We start from the raw sequence: 20,054 nt of genomic DNA on the forward strand, positions 1-20,054 counted from the left end.
GTCTATTAAAAGTGTTAAAAATAAAGATTTCATACCATACTTCTGCAAGCCGGCACCAAAGAAGAATATTTATTTTCTCTAAACAAAGCGTTAATTCCGAACAAAGAATTATATTTGCAGAAATCTAACAATTCTGATACTTATGAAAATACTATCTATCCATGATTTGCAAATAATCAGGAAGAGAGCGGAGCACCATCTTTCATTGCGCGAAGAAAGTAATGAAAAGGTTTCCGAAAAATGTTGCGGGCTGGCGTCCGGAACAGCACACCTCCAGATTCTTATTTGCGGAGGTACCGGTTGTAAAGCCTCTTCCAGTCAGGGCATCACTGAAAATCTTCAAAAAGCCATTGAAAGAAACGGGATAACCGACAAAGTAGACGTCATCACAGTAGGCTGCTTCGGCTTCTGCGAAAAGGGCCCCATCGTAAAGATCATTCCTGACAATACGTTCTATACCCAAGTCACTCCCGAAGATGCGGAGGAAATCATCAGCGAACACATCATCGGAGGACGAAGAATCGAACGGCTACTCTACATAGACCCGAAGACCGAACAAACTGTCAGTGACTCCAAACACATGGACTTCTACCGGAAACAACTCCGCATCGCCTTGCGCAACTGCGGATTCATCGACTCCGAAAATATAGAAGAATACATCGCCCGTGAAGGATACTTCGCACTGGCCGACTGCCTTCTCAACAAACAGCCTGCCGACGTCATCGACGTCATCAAACGCTCCGGCCTGCGGGGACGCGGTGGGGGCGGTTTCCCCACCGGCTTGAAATGGGAATTTGCCAGTAAGCAGGTATCGGACGTAAAGTACGTTGTCTGCAACGCCGATGAAGGCGACCCCGGCGCCTTCATGGACCGCTCCATTATGGAAGGCGATCCGCACTCTATTGTAGAAGCGATGTGCATCTGCGGTTACTCCATCGGTTCCTCCAAAGGACTGGTCTACATCCGCGCCGAATATCCGCTGGCCATCAACCGCCTCAAAAAAGCGATTGAGCAAGCCCGTGCATACGGATTACTGGGAGACCACATCTTGGGGACAGATTTCAGCTTCGACATAGAGATCCGTTACGGAGCAGGCGCGTTCGTCTGCGGCGAGGAAACCGCCCTCATCCACTCGATGGAAGGAAAACGGGGAGAGCCGACCCTGAAACCTCCTTTCCCCGCCGAATCCGGTTATCTGGGCAAACCGACCAATGTGAACAATGTGGAAACCCTCGCCAATATTCCCATTATCCTGACCAAAGGCGCCGAATGGTTCGCCTCCATCGGAACGGAACGCTCCAAAGGAACCAAAGTCTTCGCTCTTGCCGGAAAGATCAACAATGTCGGACTGATCGAAGTACCGATGGGAACTACCCTGCGGGAAGTAATCTACGAAATCGGCGGAGGCATCAAGGGAGGAAAGAAATTCAAAGCCGTACAGACAGGCGGTCCGTCAGGAGGCTGTCTGACGGAGAAACATCTGGATACTCCCATTGACTTCGACAACCTGCTGGCAGCCGGTTCCATGATGGGATCGGGAGGCATGATCGTGATGGATGAAGATGACTGTATGGTATCCGTCGCCCATTTCTATCTCGACTTTACCGTCGAAGAATCCTGCGGTAAATGTACCCCATGCCGTATCGGCAACAAACGCCTGCTGGAACTGCTGAACAAGATAACGGAAGGACGGGGCACGGAAAAAGACCTGGACACGCTTGCCACCCTCGGACGGGTGATAAAGGACACGGCACTCTGCGGACTGGGACAAACGTCCCCGAATCCGGTACTGTCTACCCTCGACAACTTCCGTGACGAATATCTGGAACATGTCAGAGACAAGACCTGCCGCGCCAAACAATGCAAGTCCCTGCTGACCTATACCATTAATCCGGAACTTTGTATCGGTTGCCACCTATGTGCCAAGAATTGTCCGGCGGATGCCATCAGCGGCTTGGTACGCAAACCTCATGTCATCAACCCCGAGAAATGTATCAAGTGCGGCATGTGTATGGCACGCTGTAAATTCAAAGCTATTCTTGTCTGCTAAAATCTACTGCTATGGAAGAAAAACAAATTACCCTCCAGATAGACGGTCACTTTATCACCGTACCCGAAGGAAGCACGATCCTCGAAGCCGCCTGCAAAATCGGCATCAACATACCTACGCTGTGTCACATCGACCTGAAAGGAACCTGTATCAAGAACAATCCCGCTTCCTGCCGCATCTGTGTAGTCGAAGTGGCAGGACGCCGCAATCTGGCTCCCGCCTGCGCTACCCGTTGCACGGAAGGGATGGTAGTGAAAACCAGTACCCTACGCGTGATGAGCGCCCGGAAAGTGGTAGCCGAACTGATCCTTTCCGATCATCCCAACGACTGTCTCACCTGTCCCAAATGCGGCAACTGTGAACTCCAGACACTGGCACTGCGTTTCAACATCCGTGAAATGCCGTTCAACGGCGGCGAACTTTCTCCCCGCAAACGGGAAGTGACCTCCTCCATTGTGCGCAACATGGACAAGTGTATCTTCTGCCGCCGATGCGAAAGCGTCTGCAACGATGTACAGACAGTCGGCGCACTGGGAGCCATCCGCCGCGGATTCAACACAACGATAGCCCCTGCTTTCGACAGAATGATGAAGGACAGCGAATGTACCTACTGCGGTCAATGCGTAGCCGTATGTCCGGTAGGCGCACTGACCGAACGGGATTACACCAACCGCCTTCTGGACGATTTGGCCGACCCCGATAAAATCGTAATTGTCCAGACTGCCCCCGCCGTACGTGCCGCCCTGGGAGAAGAATTCGGCTTGCCTCCCGGCACACTGGTAACCGGAAAAATGGTTTACGCCCTCCGCGAACTGGGTTTCGACTATGTATTCGATACCGACTTTGCCGCCGACCTCACCATCATGGAAGAAGGTTCCGAAATCCTGAACCGACTGACACGCTATCTGGACGGAGATAAATCCGTCCGGCTTCCGATCCTGACTTCCTGCTGCCCGGCTTGGGTAAACTTCTTCGAGCACCACTTCCCGGATATGCTGGATATCCCTTCTACCGCCCGTTCTCCGCAACAGATGTTCGGCTCCATCGCCAAGTCTTACTGGGCAGAGAAAATGGGAATCCCCCGCGAAAAGCTGGTAGTCGTCTCCATCATGCCCTGTCTGGCCAAGAAATATGAATGTGACCGCGACGAGTTCAAAGTAAACGGTGTCCCCGACGTCGATTACTCCATCTCCACCCGCGAACTGGCACGCCTGATAAAGCGAGCCAACATCGGCTTTACCCTCGTGCTGGACAGCCCGTTCGACAACCCTATGGGAGAATCAACCGGTGCCGGTGTCATCTTCGGTACGACGGGTGGTGTCATGGAAGCCGCCCTGCGCTCCGTTTATGAAATCTACACCGGACAGCCGCTGAAGAATGTCAACTTTGAACAGGTACGCGGACTGAGCGGAGTCCGGCGCGCCACCATCGACCTGAACGGATTTGAACTGAAAGTAGGCATCGCACACGGACTAGGCAACGCAAGGCACTTACTGGAAGATATACGAAACGGACATAATGAATATCATGTCATCGAAATCATGGCATGCCCCGGCGGCTGCATCGGAGGTGGCGGGCAACCGTTGCATCACGGCAACTCGGACGTTCTCTACGCCCGTGCCAACGCCCTTTACCGGGAAGATGCCAACAAACCTTTGCGCAAATCTCACGACAACCCATATATTCAGAAACTGTATGAAGAATATCTCGGCAAACCGCTGGGTGAGAAATCGGAAATGCTCTTGCACACGCATTATTTCAACAAATCGATTGATTAACTTTAAACAAGTACTATTATGTCAGATATCAAGCTAGCCTGCGATGTGGTGGAACAAGTCAAGACGATTTGCGACAAACACGGGAACAATGCGGGCGAATTAATCAATATTTTGCATGAAGCGCAACATCTGCACGGCTATCTGCCCGAAGAGATGCAACGGATCATAGCCTCCAAACTCAGAATCCCCGTGTCGAAAGTCTACGGAGTTGTGACATTCTACACCTTCTTTACAATGACTCCCAAAGGAAAGCATCCGATTTCCGTCTGCATGGGCACGGCGTGCTACGTACGTGGTTCGGAGAAGTTGCTGGAAGAGTTCAAGCGGGTACTCGGCATCGAAGTCGGAGAAACCACCCCCGACGGAAAGTATTCGCTGGATTGCCTGCGCTGCGTAGGCGCCTGCGGACTGGCTCCGGTAGTGATGATCGGCGAAAAGGTGTACGGACGACTGCAACCGGTGGATGTAAAGAAGATTATCGAGGAACTGGAATAAGTCTCCCCCGCCCTTCAAAAGAGGATGTGACGTATCGGGTATCCGATATGTCACGCATCTTCTTTGGGGTCATATCCCCACTTCACATAAACCGCTCCCCAGGCAAATCCCGCACCGAATGCGGTAAATATCAGATTATCGCCTTTCTTCAGTTTTTTCTCAAAATCCCAGATGCAGAGCGGAAGCGTGCCGGCACTGGTGTTGCCATAACGTTCGATGTTGACCATCACTTTCTCGGACGGTACTTCCAACCGTTGCGCCACAGCGGTAATGATACGCTGGTTAGCCTGGTGGGGAATCACCCAATCAATATCCTCCTTAGTCAAGTGGTTTCTGGCGATAATAGCTTCACAGGAATCCGACATATTCGCTACGGCATACTTGAACACCGTGCGGCCTTCCTGATAAATATAATGCAGATGATGATCCAATGAATAATAGGAAGGAGGACATACGGAACCTCCCGCTTTTATATGCAGAAAAGGCAGCCCTTTACCATCCGTTCTCAACACCGAATCCATGATGCCGACCTCTTCCGTAGTCGGTTCCAGCATAAAAGCGGCCGCACCGTCGCCAAAGATAGGGCAAGTGGCACGGTCCGTATAATCGATTACGGATGACATCTTATCAGCACCTACAATAATAATCTTTTTATATTTCCCCGAACGGATAAAATTCGCTCCCGTTTCCATCGCATACAGGAAACCGCTGCAAACCGCCTGCATATCGAAAGCGAAAGCATTCTTCAGCCCCAGCCTTTCGCACAAGATAGATGCCGTTGAAGGAAAACGATAGTCCGAAGTAGTAGTGGCGACAATGACCAGATCGATATCATCGGGACGACTCTTTGTGCGTTGCATCAACTGCTTGGCGGCCTTACGGGCCATATACGAAGTTCCAAGCCCCTCTTCATTCAAGATATGTCGTTCTTTTATGCCGATACGCCCCATGATCCATTCGTCGGTGGTATCCACCATTTTAGAAATTTCATCATTAGTCAGCACATAATCGGGCACATATCCCCCGACCCCAGTAATTACCGCATTTATTTTATCCATCAAGTCTATTTTCAGAATTACAAAAATGTGATATCTCAAAAAAATATCGGGCGCAAATATACAGAAAAGAGAATGATATACAAGAGAAGAGTACTAGAAATACCAGACACTTTGACCTATGAAAAGAACTTTTGGCTAAAGAACGAGAAGTTTTGACTAAATTTCAGATTCAGCGGAGAGAGCGGGATTCGAACCCGCGATACACTTTTGGCGTATACACGCTTTCCAGGCGTGCCTCTTCAACCACTCGAGCATCTCTCCCTAAACCGGTTTGAGCCTTTTCAGCTACAAATGTATCCTTTTTTTTCTTCTTCTAAAGCATTCTAGCTCTTTTATCTCAAAGAAATACTCCAAATTAATATATTTTAAAACCTTTAGAAGCTTATTTGAGCATTCCAAACACTTTTAAAGCGTTTTCAGATGTGGCTTCAGCAACCCGTTCAGGCATCTTTTCATAAGCCTCTGCAACTTTTATCAAAGTATCTTTTATATAGGCACTTTCATTCCTCTTTCCACGATTCGGAGCGGGAGTCAGGTAAGGTGAATCAGTCTCTAAAACAATACGTGTCAACGGAATACCTTTCAAAACATCTGCCAAGTGAGATTTCTTAAATGTCACGACCCCATTTATTCCCAGCATAAAATCCGGAAATTCCAGTAACCTGGCAGCCTCTTCAGAAGTACCGGTAAAACTATGAAAAATCCCTTTTAACCCACTTTTTTTATAGGGCTCCAATACCTTATATATATAATCGAAAGCTTCTCTACAATGAACCACAATAGGCAAATGATACTCTAAAGCCCATTCTATCTGTTTTTCAAAGACAATAAGTTGCTCTTTCAAAAAAGTTTTATCCCAATAAAGGTCCAAGCCAATTTCACCAATAGCCACATACTCATTAAAAGGAGCTAACTGACGTGCAACAATATCCAATTCTTTTTCATAAGACTCATTAACAGAAGTAGGATGTAATCCCATCATCGGAAAACAAAATCCTTTATAAGTATTACATACCGAAAGTAATGGTCCAATTGTTGTACTGTCTATATTCGGCATAAAAATATGAGTTACACCTGCATCGTGAGCACGCTGCATTACTTGTGGAAGATCGTCGGAGAACTCTTCCAAAAAAAGATGTGAATGAGAATCAACAAGCATAATTAAACTAATCTATTCAGGTTGTTTTTCACCTGTCCGGTAATAATAAATAACTCCATAGTCACGGCATCTGTCTAAACGGAGTTCATTAGGAGATATATTCCGGAACTTTTCTTCTACTTGATTCCAAATATCCAATATCAGTTCATCAGCACGGGTACGCATAGCAGCCAATCCTTCTAAACTACGGTTAGTCAACACTTGTAGTGCTTTCTGCCTTTCATAACTATCAACAAATATATCATAATGAACCTTCACCTTAGCAATAGTAGGATTATAAATAGGCACTCCTCCCTGTGACGTTCTTTTTCTCTCACCTTCAATAATTCGTTTTCCCCATTCAACCATTGCAACCTCAGATGTTAAATCGGGAACATTATAATTATCAACCGGTAAACAATATATTTTTTTGTGGATAGGTTTCACTTCAGAACGAAGTACAGACAAATTCAATACCTGGATAAAATGAGAAATATACAAACGGGCTGTCTTTACATTTGATTGATGCTTTGGACTTTCCTTCACCTGGTTATTATAACATTGAATATAATAGTTATGAGCAACCTCAAATTTTGAAAGAAAATTCCTTGCTTCAGATAAAGTATTCAAAGATATTGCCAGTTCACTTACATTATACACATCACCCTTTCCGACCGCCGATTTCAGCGCTCGTATTCTGGCCTGGTCTGTATTTGGTAAACGTCTGTAAGGCATCGGACAACACTGTTAATTACATTTCTCTGTACATCAAATGTTCCATCAAATTTTTTAATTCTTTTTTTCTTTCTTCAGCCACTGTTACTACTGCTAAACTTTCCATAGCACGGGTATAATATTCACGCATTTTATTTTTACAGATACCCTTTATGCCAATCTTATCATAAATCCCGGTTACAGCAGCGATCTTTTGTTCCGGAACAAAATCTTCAGCAGTAATCCAGGTATTCAGTTCGGCAAAACAATCCTTATCAGCATGCTCCAAAGCTTTAATCAACATATAAGTTTTCTTATTGCAGAGGATATCTCCCCCTATTTTCTTACCAAAGACAACCGGATCACCATACACATCCAACAAATCATCCTGCAATTGAAAAGCAACACCTAGCTGAACACCAAAATCATAAAGACGTTCGGAATCTTCTCTGGATGCTCCGCCCAATATTGCACCTATTTTCAGACTGGCAGCCAACAACACTGCTGTTTTCAACCGGATCATTTCAATATATTCCTCTTCTTTAACATCGCTACGTTGCTCAAACTCCATATCCATCTGCTGCCCTTCACAAATTTCAAGAGCAGTAAGGCTAAAAATATCCATCACCTCCTTTAAATATTCCGTTGGACAGGCTGCCATATATTGATAAGCAAGTACCAACATTGCATCCCCCGACAATATGGCAGTATTATCATCCCACACTTTGTGTACGGTAGGTTTACCTCTACGCACATCTGCCCTGTCCATGAGATCATCATGAAGAAGGGTATAGTTATGATAAATTTCAATACCTATGGCCGGATCATAAACCTGCTCCACATTTTCCTTATATAAGTTATAAGCCATCAACATCAATACAGGACGAATGCGTTTTCCGCCCAAAGACAAGACGTATTCTACCGGATCATATAATCCTTTAGGAGAACGGGTAAACTGTAATTCAGAAACATGGGTATTTATTTTATCAAGCAATTGAGGCGCAGTAAACATAGTCATTTGAATTAAAAAGACGAGAAATAATTACTAATGAAAAAGGCTGCTTTTATGGCAGCCTTTTTCTGTATATTACATAATATTATTGCAATCTAAACATTACAGGTACCGTATACTTCACACGTACAGGTTTGTTTCTCTGCATACCAGGATTCCATTTAGGCATGGAATTAATCACACGAAGAGCTTCTTTATCCAGATATGGGTCAACACTACGTGCGACCTTTGCATCTACGATACTACCATCTTTATTTACAACAAACTGTACGATAACACGACCTTGTGTACCATTTTCCTGAGCAATTGTAGGATATTTGATATTCTTAGCCAAATATGACATCAAGGCAGCATTTCCGCCCGGGAATTCCGGCATTTTTTCTACAACATCGAAGATTTCCTGTTCTTCCGGTTCTTCTTCAACAACCTGTACAGGCACATATTTCACTTCAACTTTCTGACCGGTTTCCTCACTTGATGCTATAATTGTTTCTTCTACATCAGCATCATCATCTACAATATCCAAGATTTCAGCTGCCGCAGGTACTTCAGGTGGAGGTGGAACCTCAATTTTCTGTTCTTGTTCCGTAATAGGAACCATTTCCTCTTCAAACACTAGATCGGATAAAGCCTGACTTGTATCAATCTTTATGTCTCGCTCGGTCCATTCGAACGCCACGAACATAAAAGCTAATACAACCACGTATCCGATAAGCAACCATGTAGACTTTTTGCCTTCCAGGTCTGCTTTAGGTGATTTTTTAACTTCCATAAATTATAATATAAATATTAATAATACGTTCTTTTAATCAGATGTGTTTCTCAGTGCTTTTGAGTATCACGTGTTTTTCTGCCACAAATATAACGCAGATATTTGAGAAATAAAGTATATTTGAACAGTTTTTTCTGCCAAAATGTTAAAAAAGAATATATTCATAGTAGTATTACTCCTTTTTTGGGTCCGGATACAGGCTCAGGAAGATAATAGCGTGTTCCAATTCCTCAAGATCCCTTTTTCTTCTCATGCAGCAGCATTAGGAGGGGAAAATATATCAATTATAGAGGATGACCTTACAATGGCGGTCCATAATCCTGCTTTGTTGTCATGCGTAGCGGATAAAACACTTAACCTGAACTATATGTTATATATAGCCGGAGTCAACGCCGCCAGTGCAGCTTTCTCACGTGTTGCCGGAGAACGCTCAACATGGGCAGTTACAGCTCAGTTCGTGAATTATGGAACAATGAAAGAAACAACCAGTGAAAATGTAATAACAGGAACCTTTTCGGCTAAAGATATGGCATTTTCAGGAATCTACTCTTATGACTTGAGTGACTATTGGAGTGGTGGAGTAAAAGCAAATCTCATCTATTCTAATTACGAGAAATTTTCTTCATTTGCTATTGGAGTGGATTTGGGATTGAATTATTATCATCAGAACAGCGACTTTTCTTTTTCTCTTGTTGCCCGTAACTTAGGAGGACAAATTGTAGCTTTTGAAGATAAACATGAAAAGCTTCCGGTAGATGTGCAAGTAGGTATCACAAAGCGATTGTCACATGCACCTTTCCGAGTATCAGCAACTTTATACAATCTGACGGATTGGAAAAATTCCAACTTCTTTGATCACACCGTGTTAGGTATAGACTTTCTGCCAACAGATAATTTCTATATTTCATTAGGATACAATTTCCGTAGAAAAAACGAGATGAAAATAGCTGACTCCAGTCATTGGGCAGGTCTCACAGCCGGAGCCGGCATACAAATCAAACGCTTCAAATTAGGAGCTGCCTATGCAAAATATCACCTCAGCTCTTCTTCTTTATTATTCAATCTCTCAATGACATTATAGTACAATTACAAATAAAATGAAAAAAATCACCATAGCAATCGATGGCTTTTCCTCTTGTGGTAAAAGCACAATGGCCAAAGACCTGGCTCGTGAAATAGGGTATATTTATATAGACAGTGGAGCTATGTACCGTGCAGTCACTCTTTATAGTATAGAAAACGGTATCTTTAAAGGAGATACGATTAACACCGAAGAGCTTAAAAAACGAATGAACGACATCCACATTTCTTTCCAGATTGATCCGGAAACCGGCCGCCCAAATACTTACTTAAATGGTGTGAATGTAGAGAACAAAATTCGCACAATGGAGGTTTCTTCTAAGGTGAGTCCTATTAGCACACTTGACTTCGTACGTTCTGCTATGGTCCAACAGCAACAGGCCATGGGCAATGAAAAAGGAATTGTTATGGATGGACGTGACATCGGTACTACAGTATTCCCTAATGCCGAGTTGAAAATATTTGTTACAGCAACTCCTGAAATTCGTGCTCAAAGGCGTTACGATGAGCTAAAAGCGAAAGGACAAGAAGCCAACTTTGATGAAATATTAGAAAATGTAAAACAACGCGATTATATTGACCAGCATCGCGAAGTGAGTCCATTACGAAAGGCAGATGATGCGCTATTGCTGGATAATACAGAATTGACTATCCAGCAGCAGAAAGAATGGTTATTTAATCAATATAATCAAAAGGCAAAAGGGTAAGTTACGTATCATCTGACCTCATTAAGAGCAGAGAGTATTAAACAAATACATAGAATCATCTGAAAAAATCTGCAAACGTAAAACCAGGAATGATCAAAGTAGAAATAGATGAAGGTTCAGGTTTCTGTTTTGGAGTGGTAACCGCTATTCATAAGGCAGAAGAAGAACTGGCAAAAGGAGTTACCCTCTATTGCCTGGGTGATATTGTTCACAACAGCAAGGAGGTAGAACGGTTAAAAACAATGGGACTCATTACTATCAATCATGAAGAGTTCAAGCAACTACATAATGCCAAAGTATTACTTCGTGCTCATGGTGAACCTCCCGAAACATATACAATCGCCCGGGAAAATAATATTGAAATTATTGATGCTACCTGTCCGGTAGTACTCCGATTGCAAAAACGCATCAAGCAAGAATATCAGGAGAAAGATGCAGAAGAAAAACAAATTGTTATTTATGGTCAAAATGGACATGCCGAAGTTTTAGGATTAGTAGGTCAAACTACCGGAAAAGCAATTGTTATAGAAAAATTAGAAGAAGCTAAAGAGCTCGATTTCAGCAAAAGTATCCGTCTTTATTCGCAAACCACCAAATCGTTAGATGAATTCTGGGAAATAGTTGACTACATCAAAGATCACATTTCTCCTTCTGCTACATTTGAATACTATGATACCATTTGTCGTCAGGTAGCCAATCGCATGCCTAACCTACGTACGTTTGCTGCTTCACATGATCTTATCTTTTTTGTCAGTGGTAAAAAAAGTTCTAATGGGAAAATGTTATTCAGTGAATGTCTAAAGGTCAACCCTAATTCTCATTTAATAGATAATGCAGAAGAAATAGATGACTCTCTATTTCATGGAATTAGTTCTATTGGAGTATGCGGAGCTACTTCAACCCCCAAATGGCTGATGGAACAGATTTATACAGAAATCAAAGCACGTCTCGACAAAAAAATCATTTAACGTTATTTATTAATGCCACCGTCAGTTTGACACAAATGCAACTTATTTCCTAACACTTTTTGTTATCTTTGCAGCGTCAAATATAAAATAAGATTGTAATGGGAACAGTTAAGTGTGTAGGTATTTTAACCTCCGGAGGAGATGCTCCGGGAATGAATGCTGCAATTCGTGCAGTGACACGTGCAGCTATCTATAACGGACTGCAAGTTAAGGGTATATACAGAGGATATAGAGGTCTGGTAACAGGAGAAATCAGCGAATTCAAAAGTCAGAATGTTAGTAATATCATTCAACTGGGTGGCACTATATTAAAAACAGCACGTTGCAAGGAATTTACTACTCCTGAGGGACGTCAGCTCGCATACGATAATATGAAAAAAGAGGGAATCGACGCCCTTGTTGTTATCGGTGGTGATGGTTCATTGACCGGTGCACGTATTTTTGCACAAGAGTTTGATGTACCTTGTATCGGACTACCCGGTACAATTGATAACGACTTGTATGGTACAGATACAACTATTGGATATGACACAGCATTGAATACAATTCTGGATGCAGTCGATAAAATACGCGATACAGCGACTTCACATGAGCGCCTTTTTTTCGTAGAAGTAATGGGACGTGATGCAGGTTTTCTTGCACTGAATGGTGCTATTGCTTCAGGAGCCGAAGCCGCTATTATTCCAGAATTTAGTACAGAGGTAGACCAATTGGAAGAGTTTATCAAAAGCGGTTTCCGAAAATCCAAAAATAGCAGTATCGTATTAGTAGCCGAAAGTGAACTGACTGGTGGTGCCATGCATTACGCAGAGCGTGTAAAAAATGAATATCCGGAATACGACGTACGCGTCACTATATTAGGTCATTTACAACGTGGTGGTAGCCCTACCGCTCATGACCGTATCATTGCGAGCAGAATGGGTGCCGCAGCAATCGATGCATTAATGGAAGATCAACGTAATGTAATGATTGGTATCGAACATGACGAGATTGTATATGTACCATTCAGTAAGGCCATTAAGAATGACAAACCAATTCAAAGAGAACTGGTGAACGTACTGAGAGAACTCTCTATTTAAGGGTTATAGAGTTATAAAGTGGTAGAGTTATAGGATTATAGAACCAAGAAGCATAGTGCCATTATTTTTCCATTCAGATTTTCAATGAGATCTGAAGTGTAAAATTTTGAAATCTTGCATCCTATAACCCTATCACTTTATAATTCTATAACTTCACCACCCTATCGTTCTTTTTTATCGTTTATTCAGCGGAATATATTTACCGACATCCAGTACATTTTTATATGCAGGACGGATGATGCGCTTACCTTCAAAGTTAAGTTCTTCATTACGATGTGCACACCAGCCTACAATACGAGCCATTGCAAAAAGCGGAGTATAAATTTCTTGTGGCAGACCAATCATCTCATATACAAAACCGGAATAGAAATCAACATTACTTGATACAGTCTTACCGTTATTTTTTATTTTACCAAACATCGCAATTGCACGTTCTTCAAGCAATTCAAGAAAAGCAAACTCTTCTTCCTTTTTCTTCTCCTTTGCCAAATCCCGGGCGAGTTCTTTCAGCAATAAGGCACGTGGATCTGAAATAGTGTATACAGCATGCCCGATACCATAAATCAATCCGGTTTTATTATAGACTTCCTTATTCAGCATACGAGTAAAATAAGTATCTATTTCATCTACATCCTTCCAATCCTGGATATTTTCCTGAAGATGATGGAACATATCAACTACCTGAATATTAGCACCTCCGTGAAGCGGACCTTTTAAGGAACCGATACCAGCTGCAATAGATGAATAAGTATCTGTCCCGGTAGAAGAAGTGACACGTACTGTAAAAGTAGAGTTATTACCACCACCATGCTCTGCTTGTAGCATGAGTAAAAGATCAAGAGTACGGGCCTCCAGCTGGGTATAATCCTTCTTAAGCATGTAGAGGAAATTTTCGGCTATAGAGAGATTTTCCTGCGGATGACGAATATGAAGCGAACGACCAAAGGTGGCATGACGCAACATATTATAAGCATATGCAATAATAGTAGGAAACTTCGAAATCAGATCAATACTCTGTCTCATAAGATTATCCCGGGAGGTATCATCCGGATTGGGGTCAAAACGATACATTTCAAGAACACTACGAGCCAGAATGTTCATAATGTTATTACCCTCCAGCTCTATAATATTCATTTTCGTTTTCTGTTCCAATGGCATATTGTCATTCACCAATTCACGAAAAGAAGCTAATTCTTCCTTATCGGGCAAATGACCGGATAGCAACAGATAAGCTACCTCTTCAAATCCGTAACGTTTTTCTTTCATTGCAGCATGTGCCAAGTCTTCCAAATCGTATTGACGATAGAACAACTTACCGGGAATTGGCTTCAAACCACCACCCGGAATACGCTCATAACCAACTACATTACCAACCTTAGTCAATCCTACCAGTACACCAGTACCATCTTCATTACGCAAACCGCGCTTTACATCATATTTCGGAAATAAATCATTATCAATCCGGGTAGCATCCTTCATCTCCTCGGAGAGCTTATAAACTAAATATTCTTTCTTCATGGAATTATCTCTCTTTTAATCATTAATTTATATTTTCTATTCTTTCAATAATCTCCCGCGTAAAAGCAGAAGTAGACAGAGCTTTACCCCCCGGCATAAACCGAGCCAGATCAGCTGTTGCACGACCATCCTCAAAGTTGTGTTCCAGTGCTCTTACTATCAGATCGGCAGCTTCCTGCCAACCAAAATACTCAAGCATCATCACAGCAGAAAGAACAAGCGAACAAGGATTCACAATATCCTTTCCGGCAATGTTAGGTGCAGTCCCGTGTGTTGCTTCAAAAATAGCATGCCCACTATCATAATTGATATTAGCACCAGGAGCTATACCAATACCGCCTACCATAGCTGCCAACTGATCAGAGATATAATCACCATTCAGATTGAGGGTGGCAACCACCGAATACTCTTCGGGCATTAACAAGGTATTTTGCAGAAAAGCATCTGCAATACAGTCTTTAACAATAAATCGTCCCTCTGCCAATGCATCACCAAATTCACGTTGTGCCAGTTCATACCCCCATTTTTTGAAACCACCTTCGGTAAATTTCATAATATTTCCTTTATGCACCAATGTCACAGAAGGTAAATGATGATCTAATGCATACTGACAAGCTGCCCTTACCAAACGTTCAGTACCTTCACGCGAAACCGGTTTTACACCAAAAGAAGACGTTTCCGGAAACCGTACTTTAGTTACTCCCATTTCATCACGTAAAAAATGATAAAATTTCTTCGCTTCAGGAGTGCCCGCTTCCCATTCTATTCCTGCATAAATATCTTCTGTATTTTCACGGAAGATATGCATATTTACCTTCTCTGGTGCTATGACAGGCGAATGTACGCCTATGAACCAGCGAACAGGACGAAGACATACATACAAATCAAGAGTTTGGCGCAAAGCTACGTTCAATGAGCGTATGCCACCGCTCACCGGTGTAGTCAAAGGCCCCTTGATACCTATCAGATACTCTTTAAATTTTTCCATGGTCTCATCAGGAAGCCATGAACCGGTAATATTATATGCACGTTCTCCAGCCAAAACTTCTACCCAGTCTATTTTACGCTTTTCACCGTAAGCTTCTTTCACGGCAGTGTCCACAATGCTTTGCATGGCAGGAGTAATCTCCTCGCCTACCCCATCCCCTGTTATGAAAGGAACTGTAGGGATATCGGGTACTAATAATGTACCATCTGCTTGCTTAGTAATTTTACTCATAATAAATAATGTGCCAATATGCCAATATTCAAAACATGTCAATTGGCTGGCGCGTGTTAATTGGTTAATTGGTTAATTCTTTAATCCATTATTATTCAAGGCAGAACCGGCACGAAACCAGTCTATCTGTTGTTCATTATAAGTATGTTGCACAGCAAAACGTTCTTTCGTTCCGTCTTCATGATGGACAATCACTTCAAGATCACATCCCGGAGCAAAATTCTGTAGACCTATTACAGAAATTAAATCATGTTCCTGTATCCGATTATAATCATCTTTATCCTTGAAAGTAATAGCAAGCATGCCCTGCTTTTTAAGATTTGTTTCATGGATACGGGCAAAACTCTTGGCAAGAATTACTTTCACATTGAGGAAACGAGGTTCCATAGCAGCATGTTCCCGGCTGGAACCTTCGCCATAGTTTTCTTCAGCAACCACAATCGAAGAAACTCCTTCAGATTTATACATCTTTGCCGTACCCGAAACTGGTCCATACGTATTTGTCAAACGATTCCAGACACTGTTCGTTTCACCATTAAAAGCATTCACAGCTCCCATCAACATATTGTCTGAGATGTTTTCCAGATGCCCCCGAAAACGCAACCAGGGACCTGCCATAGAGATATGGTCGGTAGTACACTTCCCCTGAGTCTTAATAAGGAGAGGCATATTCAGTAAATCATTTCCATCCCATGCAGGGAAAGGAGTCAATAATTGTAAACGCATTGAATGTGGATCCACTTTTATTTCAACTTGTGATCCTATCGGAGCAAGATAGCCGTCAGAAGCCGAAATGAAACCATGCACAGGCAATTCATCGCCTACCGGTTCATTAAGCTTTACTTTTTCACCATCATGAGTGAGTAAACGATCTCTCAACGGATTAAAGCAAAGATCACCGGCAATGGTCAATGCCATAACAATCTCAGGTGAAGCAACAAAAGCAAAGGTATTCGGATTTCCATCAGCACGCTTGGCAAAGTTACGATTGAAAGAAGTTACTATAGAATTCTTACGCATAGGGTCATCTGTATGTCTCTTCCACTGCCCGATACAAGGTCCACAAGCATTAGCCATAATTGTAGCACCAATTTGCTGAAAAAGAGTTATCATACCATCGCGTTCAGCAGTAGCGTAGATTTGTTCACTACCCGGATTTACAATTAGTGGTGAAGAGATAGCAACATCTTTCTCCAATGCCTGCCGGGCAACAGAAGCAGCGCGACTGATATCCTGATAAGAAGAATTTGTACATGAGCCAATAAGCCCCACCTCCATCTTACGAGGATATCCATTCAGCAATACTTTTTCTGCAAATTCCGAAATAGGAGTAGCAGCATCAGGAGTAAAAGGTCCGTTAATATAGGGTTCTAATTCAGATAGATCTATTTCAATTATACGATCATAAAACTTCTCAGGAAGTGCCATTACTTCATCATCCGGACGAAGATCGGCAGCTACAGTTTCAGCCAACATTACAACCTCTTCGCGGCCAGTAGCACGTAGATAAGCAGCCATACGCTCATCATAAGGAAATAGTGAAGTAGTAGCACCTACCTCCGCCCCCATATTACAAATAGTAGCTTTTCCTGTAGCAGAAATAGATTCCGTACCGGGGCCAAAATATTCAATAATGGCATTTGTTCCCCCTTTCACGGTCAATATACCTGCCAGTTTCAGAATAACGTCTTTCGGGGCAGTCCAACCATTAAGTTCACCCGTCAAACGAACTCCAATCAACTTAGGCATCTTAAGCTCCCATTCCATACCCGTCATCACATCTACTGCATCAGCACCTCCCACACCTATTGCAACCATACCTAACCCACCGGCATTAGGAGTATGAGAGTCCGTTCCCACCATCATACCGCCAGGAAAAGCATAATTCTCCAATACTACCTGATGGATAATGCCAGCTCCCGGTTTCCAAAAGCCAATGCCATAGCGGGAAGAAACGTCACGCAGAAAATCATACACTTCTTCGTTTGTCCTGGTGGCAGTGGCAATGTCTTCGCGTGCACCTTTATAAGCTTGTATCAAATGATCACAATGTACAGTAGAAGGAACTGCAGCCTGTTCCTTTCCTGCATTCATAAACTGCAATAAAGCCATCTGCGCTGTAGCATCCTGCATTGCTACGCGGTCCGGACGGAAATTCACATAATCTTCCCCACGTTTATAATCTTTTAAAACAGCCTCATCAAAAAGATGAGTATACAAGATCTTTTCCGCCAACGTAAGCGGACGCTTCAATACTGCCCGCACATGCTCCATCTTCCCTTTATAAGCCGAATAGAAGCTCTTTATCATGTCTATATCATACACCATATGCATTAATATTTTTAAACTGTATATATAATATTAACGAACGAGAGACAGATAAGGTTTAACAAAATGAAATAAATATTCGAGACTGCAAAGAGAAGTGTTACCTTTGCGAAAAGATAAATTATAATCAGAATTATTTTCTCTGCTTAAAAAAAGAATCACGCTTTACAACATAGATTTGTTTTTTGAGCAATAGTGAATATTTTTTAGCAGACAGCATGGTTGAAAATAAAATAAATCCCGCATCTCCACTCCTTTCTCTCCAAAAGCAACAACTCCTGTTGCGTATGGAATATGAATGTGAGAAAGAAGAATTTAAGCGTCAGACAGAAACAATGGGAATCACCCGAAAGATAAAACGCGGGCTCTGCTGGTATCCTCTACTTGTTGGACGTAGTTATTATAATTCTTTAAACCAACTGGTAGCAGAAGTGATACGAACCGAAGATAAGGATATCGAGCATGCTTTTGAGTTCGGACGTCCTGTTTGTTTCTTTCAGCAGGAATATGATGGAAAAATCCATTATATGAATTTTACTGCAACAGTAAGTTATGCTGATGAAGAACGAATGGTAATCGCTCTACCCAATGCAGGTGCACTACTCGAAATACAAGGAACCGATCGGTTGGGGGTACAGCTTTATTTTGACGAGACCTCCTACCACACTATGTTTGAAGCATTGGAAGATGTAATCCGTGCCAAAAATAGCCGACTGGCAGAACTGCGTGATACACTCTTAGGAACTCTTCCTGTACATCAACGCGAGCTCTATCCTGTCCGTTTCCCATGGTTAAATTCTACTCAGGAGGAAGCTGTAAACAAGGTACTTTGTACTAAAGACGTAGCCATAGTCCATGGACCTCCCGGAACAGGAAAAACCACCACACTCGTTGAAGCTATTTACGAAACACTACATCGTGAAAATCAAGTACTCGTTTGCGCACAAAGTAACACTGCTGTAGACTGGATTTCAGAAAAGCTTGTAGACCGCGGTGTACCCGTACTTCGCATCGGTAATCCAACGCGTGTTAATGATAAGATGCTCTCGTTCACGTATGAACGCCGTTTTGAGAGTCATCCGGCCTATACCGAGTTATGGGGGATACGTAAATCTATCCGGGAAATGAACGGACGTATACGTAAAGGCAGTCATATCGAAAGAGAAAATATGCGCAACCGTATCAGCCACCTGCGTGACCGTGCCACAGAGTTGGAAATACTTATCAATGAAGATCTGTTTTCTTCAACCCGGGTGGTTGCATCCACTCTTGTCAGCAGTAACCACCGGATTCTTAATGGACGTCGTTTCAGTACACTGTTCATTGATGAAGCTGCACAAGCATTAGAAGCAGCATGCTGGATTGCTATCCGCAAAGCAGATCGTGTGATCTTTGCCGGTGATCATTGCCAGTTACCTCCTACAATCAAATGTATTGAAGCTGCTCGTGGTGGTTTGGATCACACATTGATGGAAAAAGTAGTAGCTAATAAGCCAATTTCCGTTTCTTTATTAAAGGTACAATACCGTATGAACGAGTCCATCATGCGTTTTCCTTCAGAATGGTTTTATAACAATCAGTTAGAATCTGCTCCTGAAATACGTCAACGCGGCATTCTTGATTTCGATACCCCTATGACCTGGATCGATACCTCAGAAATGGAATGCCACGAAGAGTTTGTTGGTGAAAGCTTCGGACGTATTAATAAACCAGAAGCAAACTTGTTGCTGCAAGAGCTGGAAAGTTATATTCAAAAAATAGGAGAAAACCGGGTATTAGACGAACAAATTGACTTTGGACTCATTTCTCCGTATAAAGCACAAGTACAATATTTACGAAACAAAATAAAAAGTAGTAGTTTTTTCAGGCGCTTCCGGCCATTAATTACCGTTAATACAGTAGACGGCTTCCAAGGTCAGGAAAGAGATGTCATTTTTATCAGCCTCGTACGCGCCAACGAAAGCGGGCAGATTGGTTTCCTCAATGATTTACGAAGAATGAATGTTGCTATTACCCGGGCACGAATGAAATTAGTAATATTAGGAAATGCTACGACCCTGACTAAACATACTTTTTATCACAAACTAATGGAATATATCCAAAAAGAGACAGCTATACGCTTATAAATCATCCTACCT

General features: G+C 42.7%; 16 protein-coding genes and 1 tRNA gene. 8 read left to right on the forward strand and 9 right to left on the reverse strand.

Annotated features, from left to right (window positions below; translation table 11 throughout):
- Nucleotides 1-142: 142 nt before the first annotated feature.
- Genes nuoF through nuoE form a run of 3 tightly spaced genes read left to right on the forward strand, consistent with a single transcriptional unit; the run spans nt 143 to nt 4,323 of the window.
- Nucleotides 143-2,050, forward strand: a complete 1,908-nt coding sequence (nuoF, locus tag QX565_RS04920; protein ID WP_289291625.1) for an NADH-quinone oxidoreductase subunit NuoF — start codon at nt 143-145, stop codon at nt 2,048-2,050.
- An 11-nt stretch (nt 2,051-2,061) separates the two neighbouring features.
- Nucleotides 2,062-3,828, forward strand: a complete 1,767-nt coding sequence (locus tag QX565_RS04925) for an NADH-dependent [FeFe] hydrogenase, group A6 (RefSeq protein WP_119200451.1) — start codon at nt 2,062-2,064, stop codon at nt 3,826-3,828.
- Nucleotides 3,829-3,846: 18 nt separating this feature from the next.
- Nucleotides 3,847-4,323, forward strand: a complete 477-nt coding sequence (gene nuoE, locus QX565_RS04930; protein WP_008766748.1) for an NADH-quinone oxidoreductase subunit NuoE — start codon at nt 3,847-3,849, stop codon at nt 4,321-4,323.
- 50 nt (nt 4,324-4,373) lie between these two features.
- On the opposite strand, the gene QX565_RS04935 is transcribed toward nuoE, so the two are convergent.
- The 6 genes from QX565_RS04935 to QX565_RS04960 all read right to left on the reverse strand — a co-directional run bounded on the left by QX565_RS04935 (nt 4,374) and on the right by QX565_RS04960 (nt 9,017).
- Nucleotides 4,374-5,381: a beta-ketoacyl-ACP synthase III gene (locus QX565_RS04935; protein WP_048692699.1), complete on the reverse strand. Its 1,008-nt coding sequence runs from the start codon at nt 5,379-5,381 to the stop codon at nt 4,374-4,376.
- Between the two features lie 173 nt (nt 5,382-5,554).
- A tRNA-Ser gene (locus QX565_RS04940) sits at nt 5,555-5,642 on the reverse strand.
- Between the two features lie 121 nt (nt 5,643-5,763).
- On the reverse strand, nt 5,764-6,540 hold the full coding sequence (locus tag QX565_RS04945) for a TatD family hydrolase (RefSeq protein WP_289291629.1): 777 nt from the start codon (nt 6,538-6,540) through the stop codon (nt 5,764-5,766).
- 12 nt (nt 6,541-6,552) lie between these two features.
- Nucleotides 6,553-7,254, reverse strand: a complete 702-nt coding sequence (locus QX565_RS04950; protein WP_221651372.1) for a hypothetical protein — start codon at nt 7,252-7,254, stop codon at nt 6,553-6,555.
- 16 nt (nt 7,255-7,270) lie between these two features.
- Nucleotides 7,271-8,245 (reverse strand): polyprenyl synthetase family protein, encoded by a 975-nt coding sequence (locus QX565_RS04955; RefSeq protein WP_289291632.1) that lies wholly within the window; start codon nt 8,243-8,245, stop codon nt 7,271-7,273.
- A gap of 85 nt (nt 8,246-8,330) precedes the next feature.
- The gene (locus QX565_RS04960) at nt 8,331-9,017 is read right to left on the reverse strand and encodes an energy transducer TonB (protein ID WP_002559454.1); all 687 of its coding nucleotides are present in this window, start codon (nt 9,015-9,017) and stop codon (nt 8,331-8,333) included.
- Nucleotides 9,018-9,159: 142 nt separating this feature from the next.
- Here QX565_RS04960 and porQ point away from each other — a divergent pair, with 142 nt between their 5' ends.
- The 4 genes from porQ to pfkA all read left to right on the forward strand — a co-directional run bounded on the left by porQ (nt 9,160) and on the right by pfkA (nt 12,851).
- Nucleotides 9,160-10,098: a type IX secretion system protein PorQ gene (porQ, locus tag QX565_RS04965; protein ID WP_221651370.1), complete on the forward strand. Its 939-nt coding sequence runs from the start codon at nt 9,160-9,162 to the stop codon at nt 10,096-10,098.
- A gap of 16 nt (nt 10,099-10,114) precedes the next feature.
- Nucleotides 10,115-10,804 carry a (d)CMP kinase gene (gene cmk, locus QX565_RS04970; protein ID WP_221651369.1) on the forward strand — a complete coding sequence of 230 codons (690 nt, stop codon included), beginning with the start codon at nt 10,115-10,117 and terminating at the stop codon, nt 10,802-10,804.
- A gap of 89 nt (nt 10,805-10,893) precedes the next feature.
- Nucleotides 10,894-11,772, forward strand: coding sequence for a 4-hydroxy-3-methylbut-2-enyl diphosphate reductase (locus QX565_RS04975; RefSeq protein WP_221651368.1), 879 nt, complete (start codon nt 10,894-10,896; stop codon nt 11,770-11,772).
- A gap of 98 nt (nt 11,773-11,870) precedes the next feature.
- Entirely contained in the window at nt 11,871-12,851 is a 981-nt protein-coding gene (gene pfkA / locus QX565_RS04980) for a 6-phosphofructokinase (protein WP_002559450.1), read from the forward strand.
- A 174-nt stretch (nt 12,852-13,025) separates the two neighbouring features.
- Here pfkA and QX565_RS04985 read toward each other — a convergent pair whose 3' ends face one another.
- The 3 genes from QX565_RS04985 to QX565_RS04995 all read right to left on the reverse strand — a co-directional run bounded on the left by QX565_RS04985 (nt 13,026) and on the right by QX565_RS04995 (nt 17,916).
- On the reverse strand, nt 13,026-14,369 hold the full coding sequence (locus QX565_RS04985) for a citrate/2-methylcitrate synthase (RefSeq protein ID WP_289291636.1): 1,344 nt from the start codon (nt 14,367-14,369) through the stop codon (nt 13,026-13,028).
- Nucleotides 14,370-14,391: 22 nt separating this feature from the next.
- Nucleotides 14,392-15,588, reverse strand: coding sequence for an NADP-dependent isocitrate dehydrogenase (gene icd / locus QX565_RS04990; protein WP_289291637.1), 1,197 nt, complete (start codon nt 15,586-15,588; stop codon nt 14,392-14,394).
- Between the two features lie 72 nt (nt 15,589-15,660).
- On the reverse strand, nt 15,661-17,916 hold the full coding sequence (locus tag QX565_RS04995) for an aconitate hydratase (protein WP_289291639.1): 2,256 nt from the start codon (nt 17,914-17,916) through the stop codon (nt 15,661-15,663).
- A gap of 218 nt (nt 17,917-18,134) precedes the next feature.
- Between QX565_RS04995 and QX565_RS05000 the strand changes: the two genes are divergently transcribed.
- On the forward strand, nt 18,135-20,042 hold the full coding sequence (locus QX565_RS05000; RefSeq protein ID WP_289291640.1) for an AAA domain-containing protein: 1,908 nt from the start codon (nt 18,135-18,137) through the stop codon (nt 20,040-20,042).
- Nucleotides 20,043-20,054 lie beyond the last annotated feature (12 nt).

This window comes from Bacteroides sp. 41_26 (genome assembly GCF_949740115.1).
Taxonomy (GTDB): domain Bacteria; phylum Bacteroidota; class Bacteroidia; order Bacteroidales; family Bacteroidaceae; genus Bacteroides; species Bacteroides nordii.

Coding starts and splice junctions, on each gene's coding strand:
- nuoF (WP_289291625.1), top strand. CDS start 143: ATGAAAATACTATCTATCCATGATTTGCAAATAATCAGGAAGAGAGCG.
- QX565_RS04925 (WP_119200451.1), top strand. CDS start 2,062: ATGGAAGAAAAACAAATTACCCTCCAGATAGACGGTCACTTTATCACC.
- nuoE (WP_008766748.1), top strand. CDS start 3,847: ATGTCAGATATCAAGCTAGCCTGCGATGTGGTGGAACAAGTCAAGACG.
- QX565_RS04935 (WP_048692699.1), bottom strand. CDS start 5,381: ATGGATAAAATAAATGCGGTAATTACTGGGGTCGGGGGATATGTGCCC.
- QX565_RS04945 (WP_289291629.1), bottom strand. CDS start 6,540: ATGCTTGTTGATTCTCATTCACATCTTTTTTTGGAAGAGTTCTCCGAC.
- QX565_RS04950 (WP_221651372.1), bottom strand. CDS start 7,254: ATGCCTTACAGACGTTTACCAAATACAGACCAGGCCAGAATACGAGCG.
- QX565_RS04955 (WP_289291632.1), bottom strand. CDS start 8,245: ATGTTTACTGCGCCTCAATTGCTTGATAAAATAAATACCCATGTTTCT.
- QX565_RS04960 (WP_002559454.1), bottom strand. CDS start 9,017: ATGGAAGTTAAAAAATCACCTAAAGCAGACCTGGAAGGCAAAAAGTCT.
- porQ (WP_221651370.1), top strand. CDS start 9,160: ATGTTAAAAAAGAATATATTCATAGTAGTATTACTCCTTTTTTGGGTC.
- cmk (WP_221651369.1), top strand. CDS start 10,115: ATGAAAAAAATCACCATAGCAATCGATGGCTTTTCCTCTTGTGGTAAA.
- QX565_RS04975 (WP_221651368.1), top strand. CDS start 10,894: ATGATCAAAGTAGAAATAGATGAAGGTTCAGGTTTCTGTTTTGGAGTG.
- pfkA (WP_002559450.1), top strand. CDS start 11,871: ATGGGAACAGTTAAGTGTGTAGGTATTTTAACCTCCGGAGGAGATGCT.
- QX565_RS04985 (WP_289291636.1), bottom strand. CDS start 14,369: ATGAAGAAAGAATATTTAGTTTATAAGCTCTCCGAGGAGATGAAGGAT.
- icd (WP_289291637.1), bottom strand. CDS start 15,588: ATGAGTAAAATTACTAAGCAAGCAGATGGTACATTATTAGTACCCGAT.
- QX565_RS04995 (WP_289291639.1), bottom strand. CDS start 17,916: ATGGTGTATGATATAGACATGATAAAGAGCTTCTATTCGGCTTATAAA.
- QX565_RS05000 (WP_289291640.1), top strand. CDS start 18,135: ATGGTTGAAAATAAAATAAATCCCGCATCTCCACTCCTTTCTCTCCAA.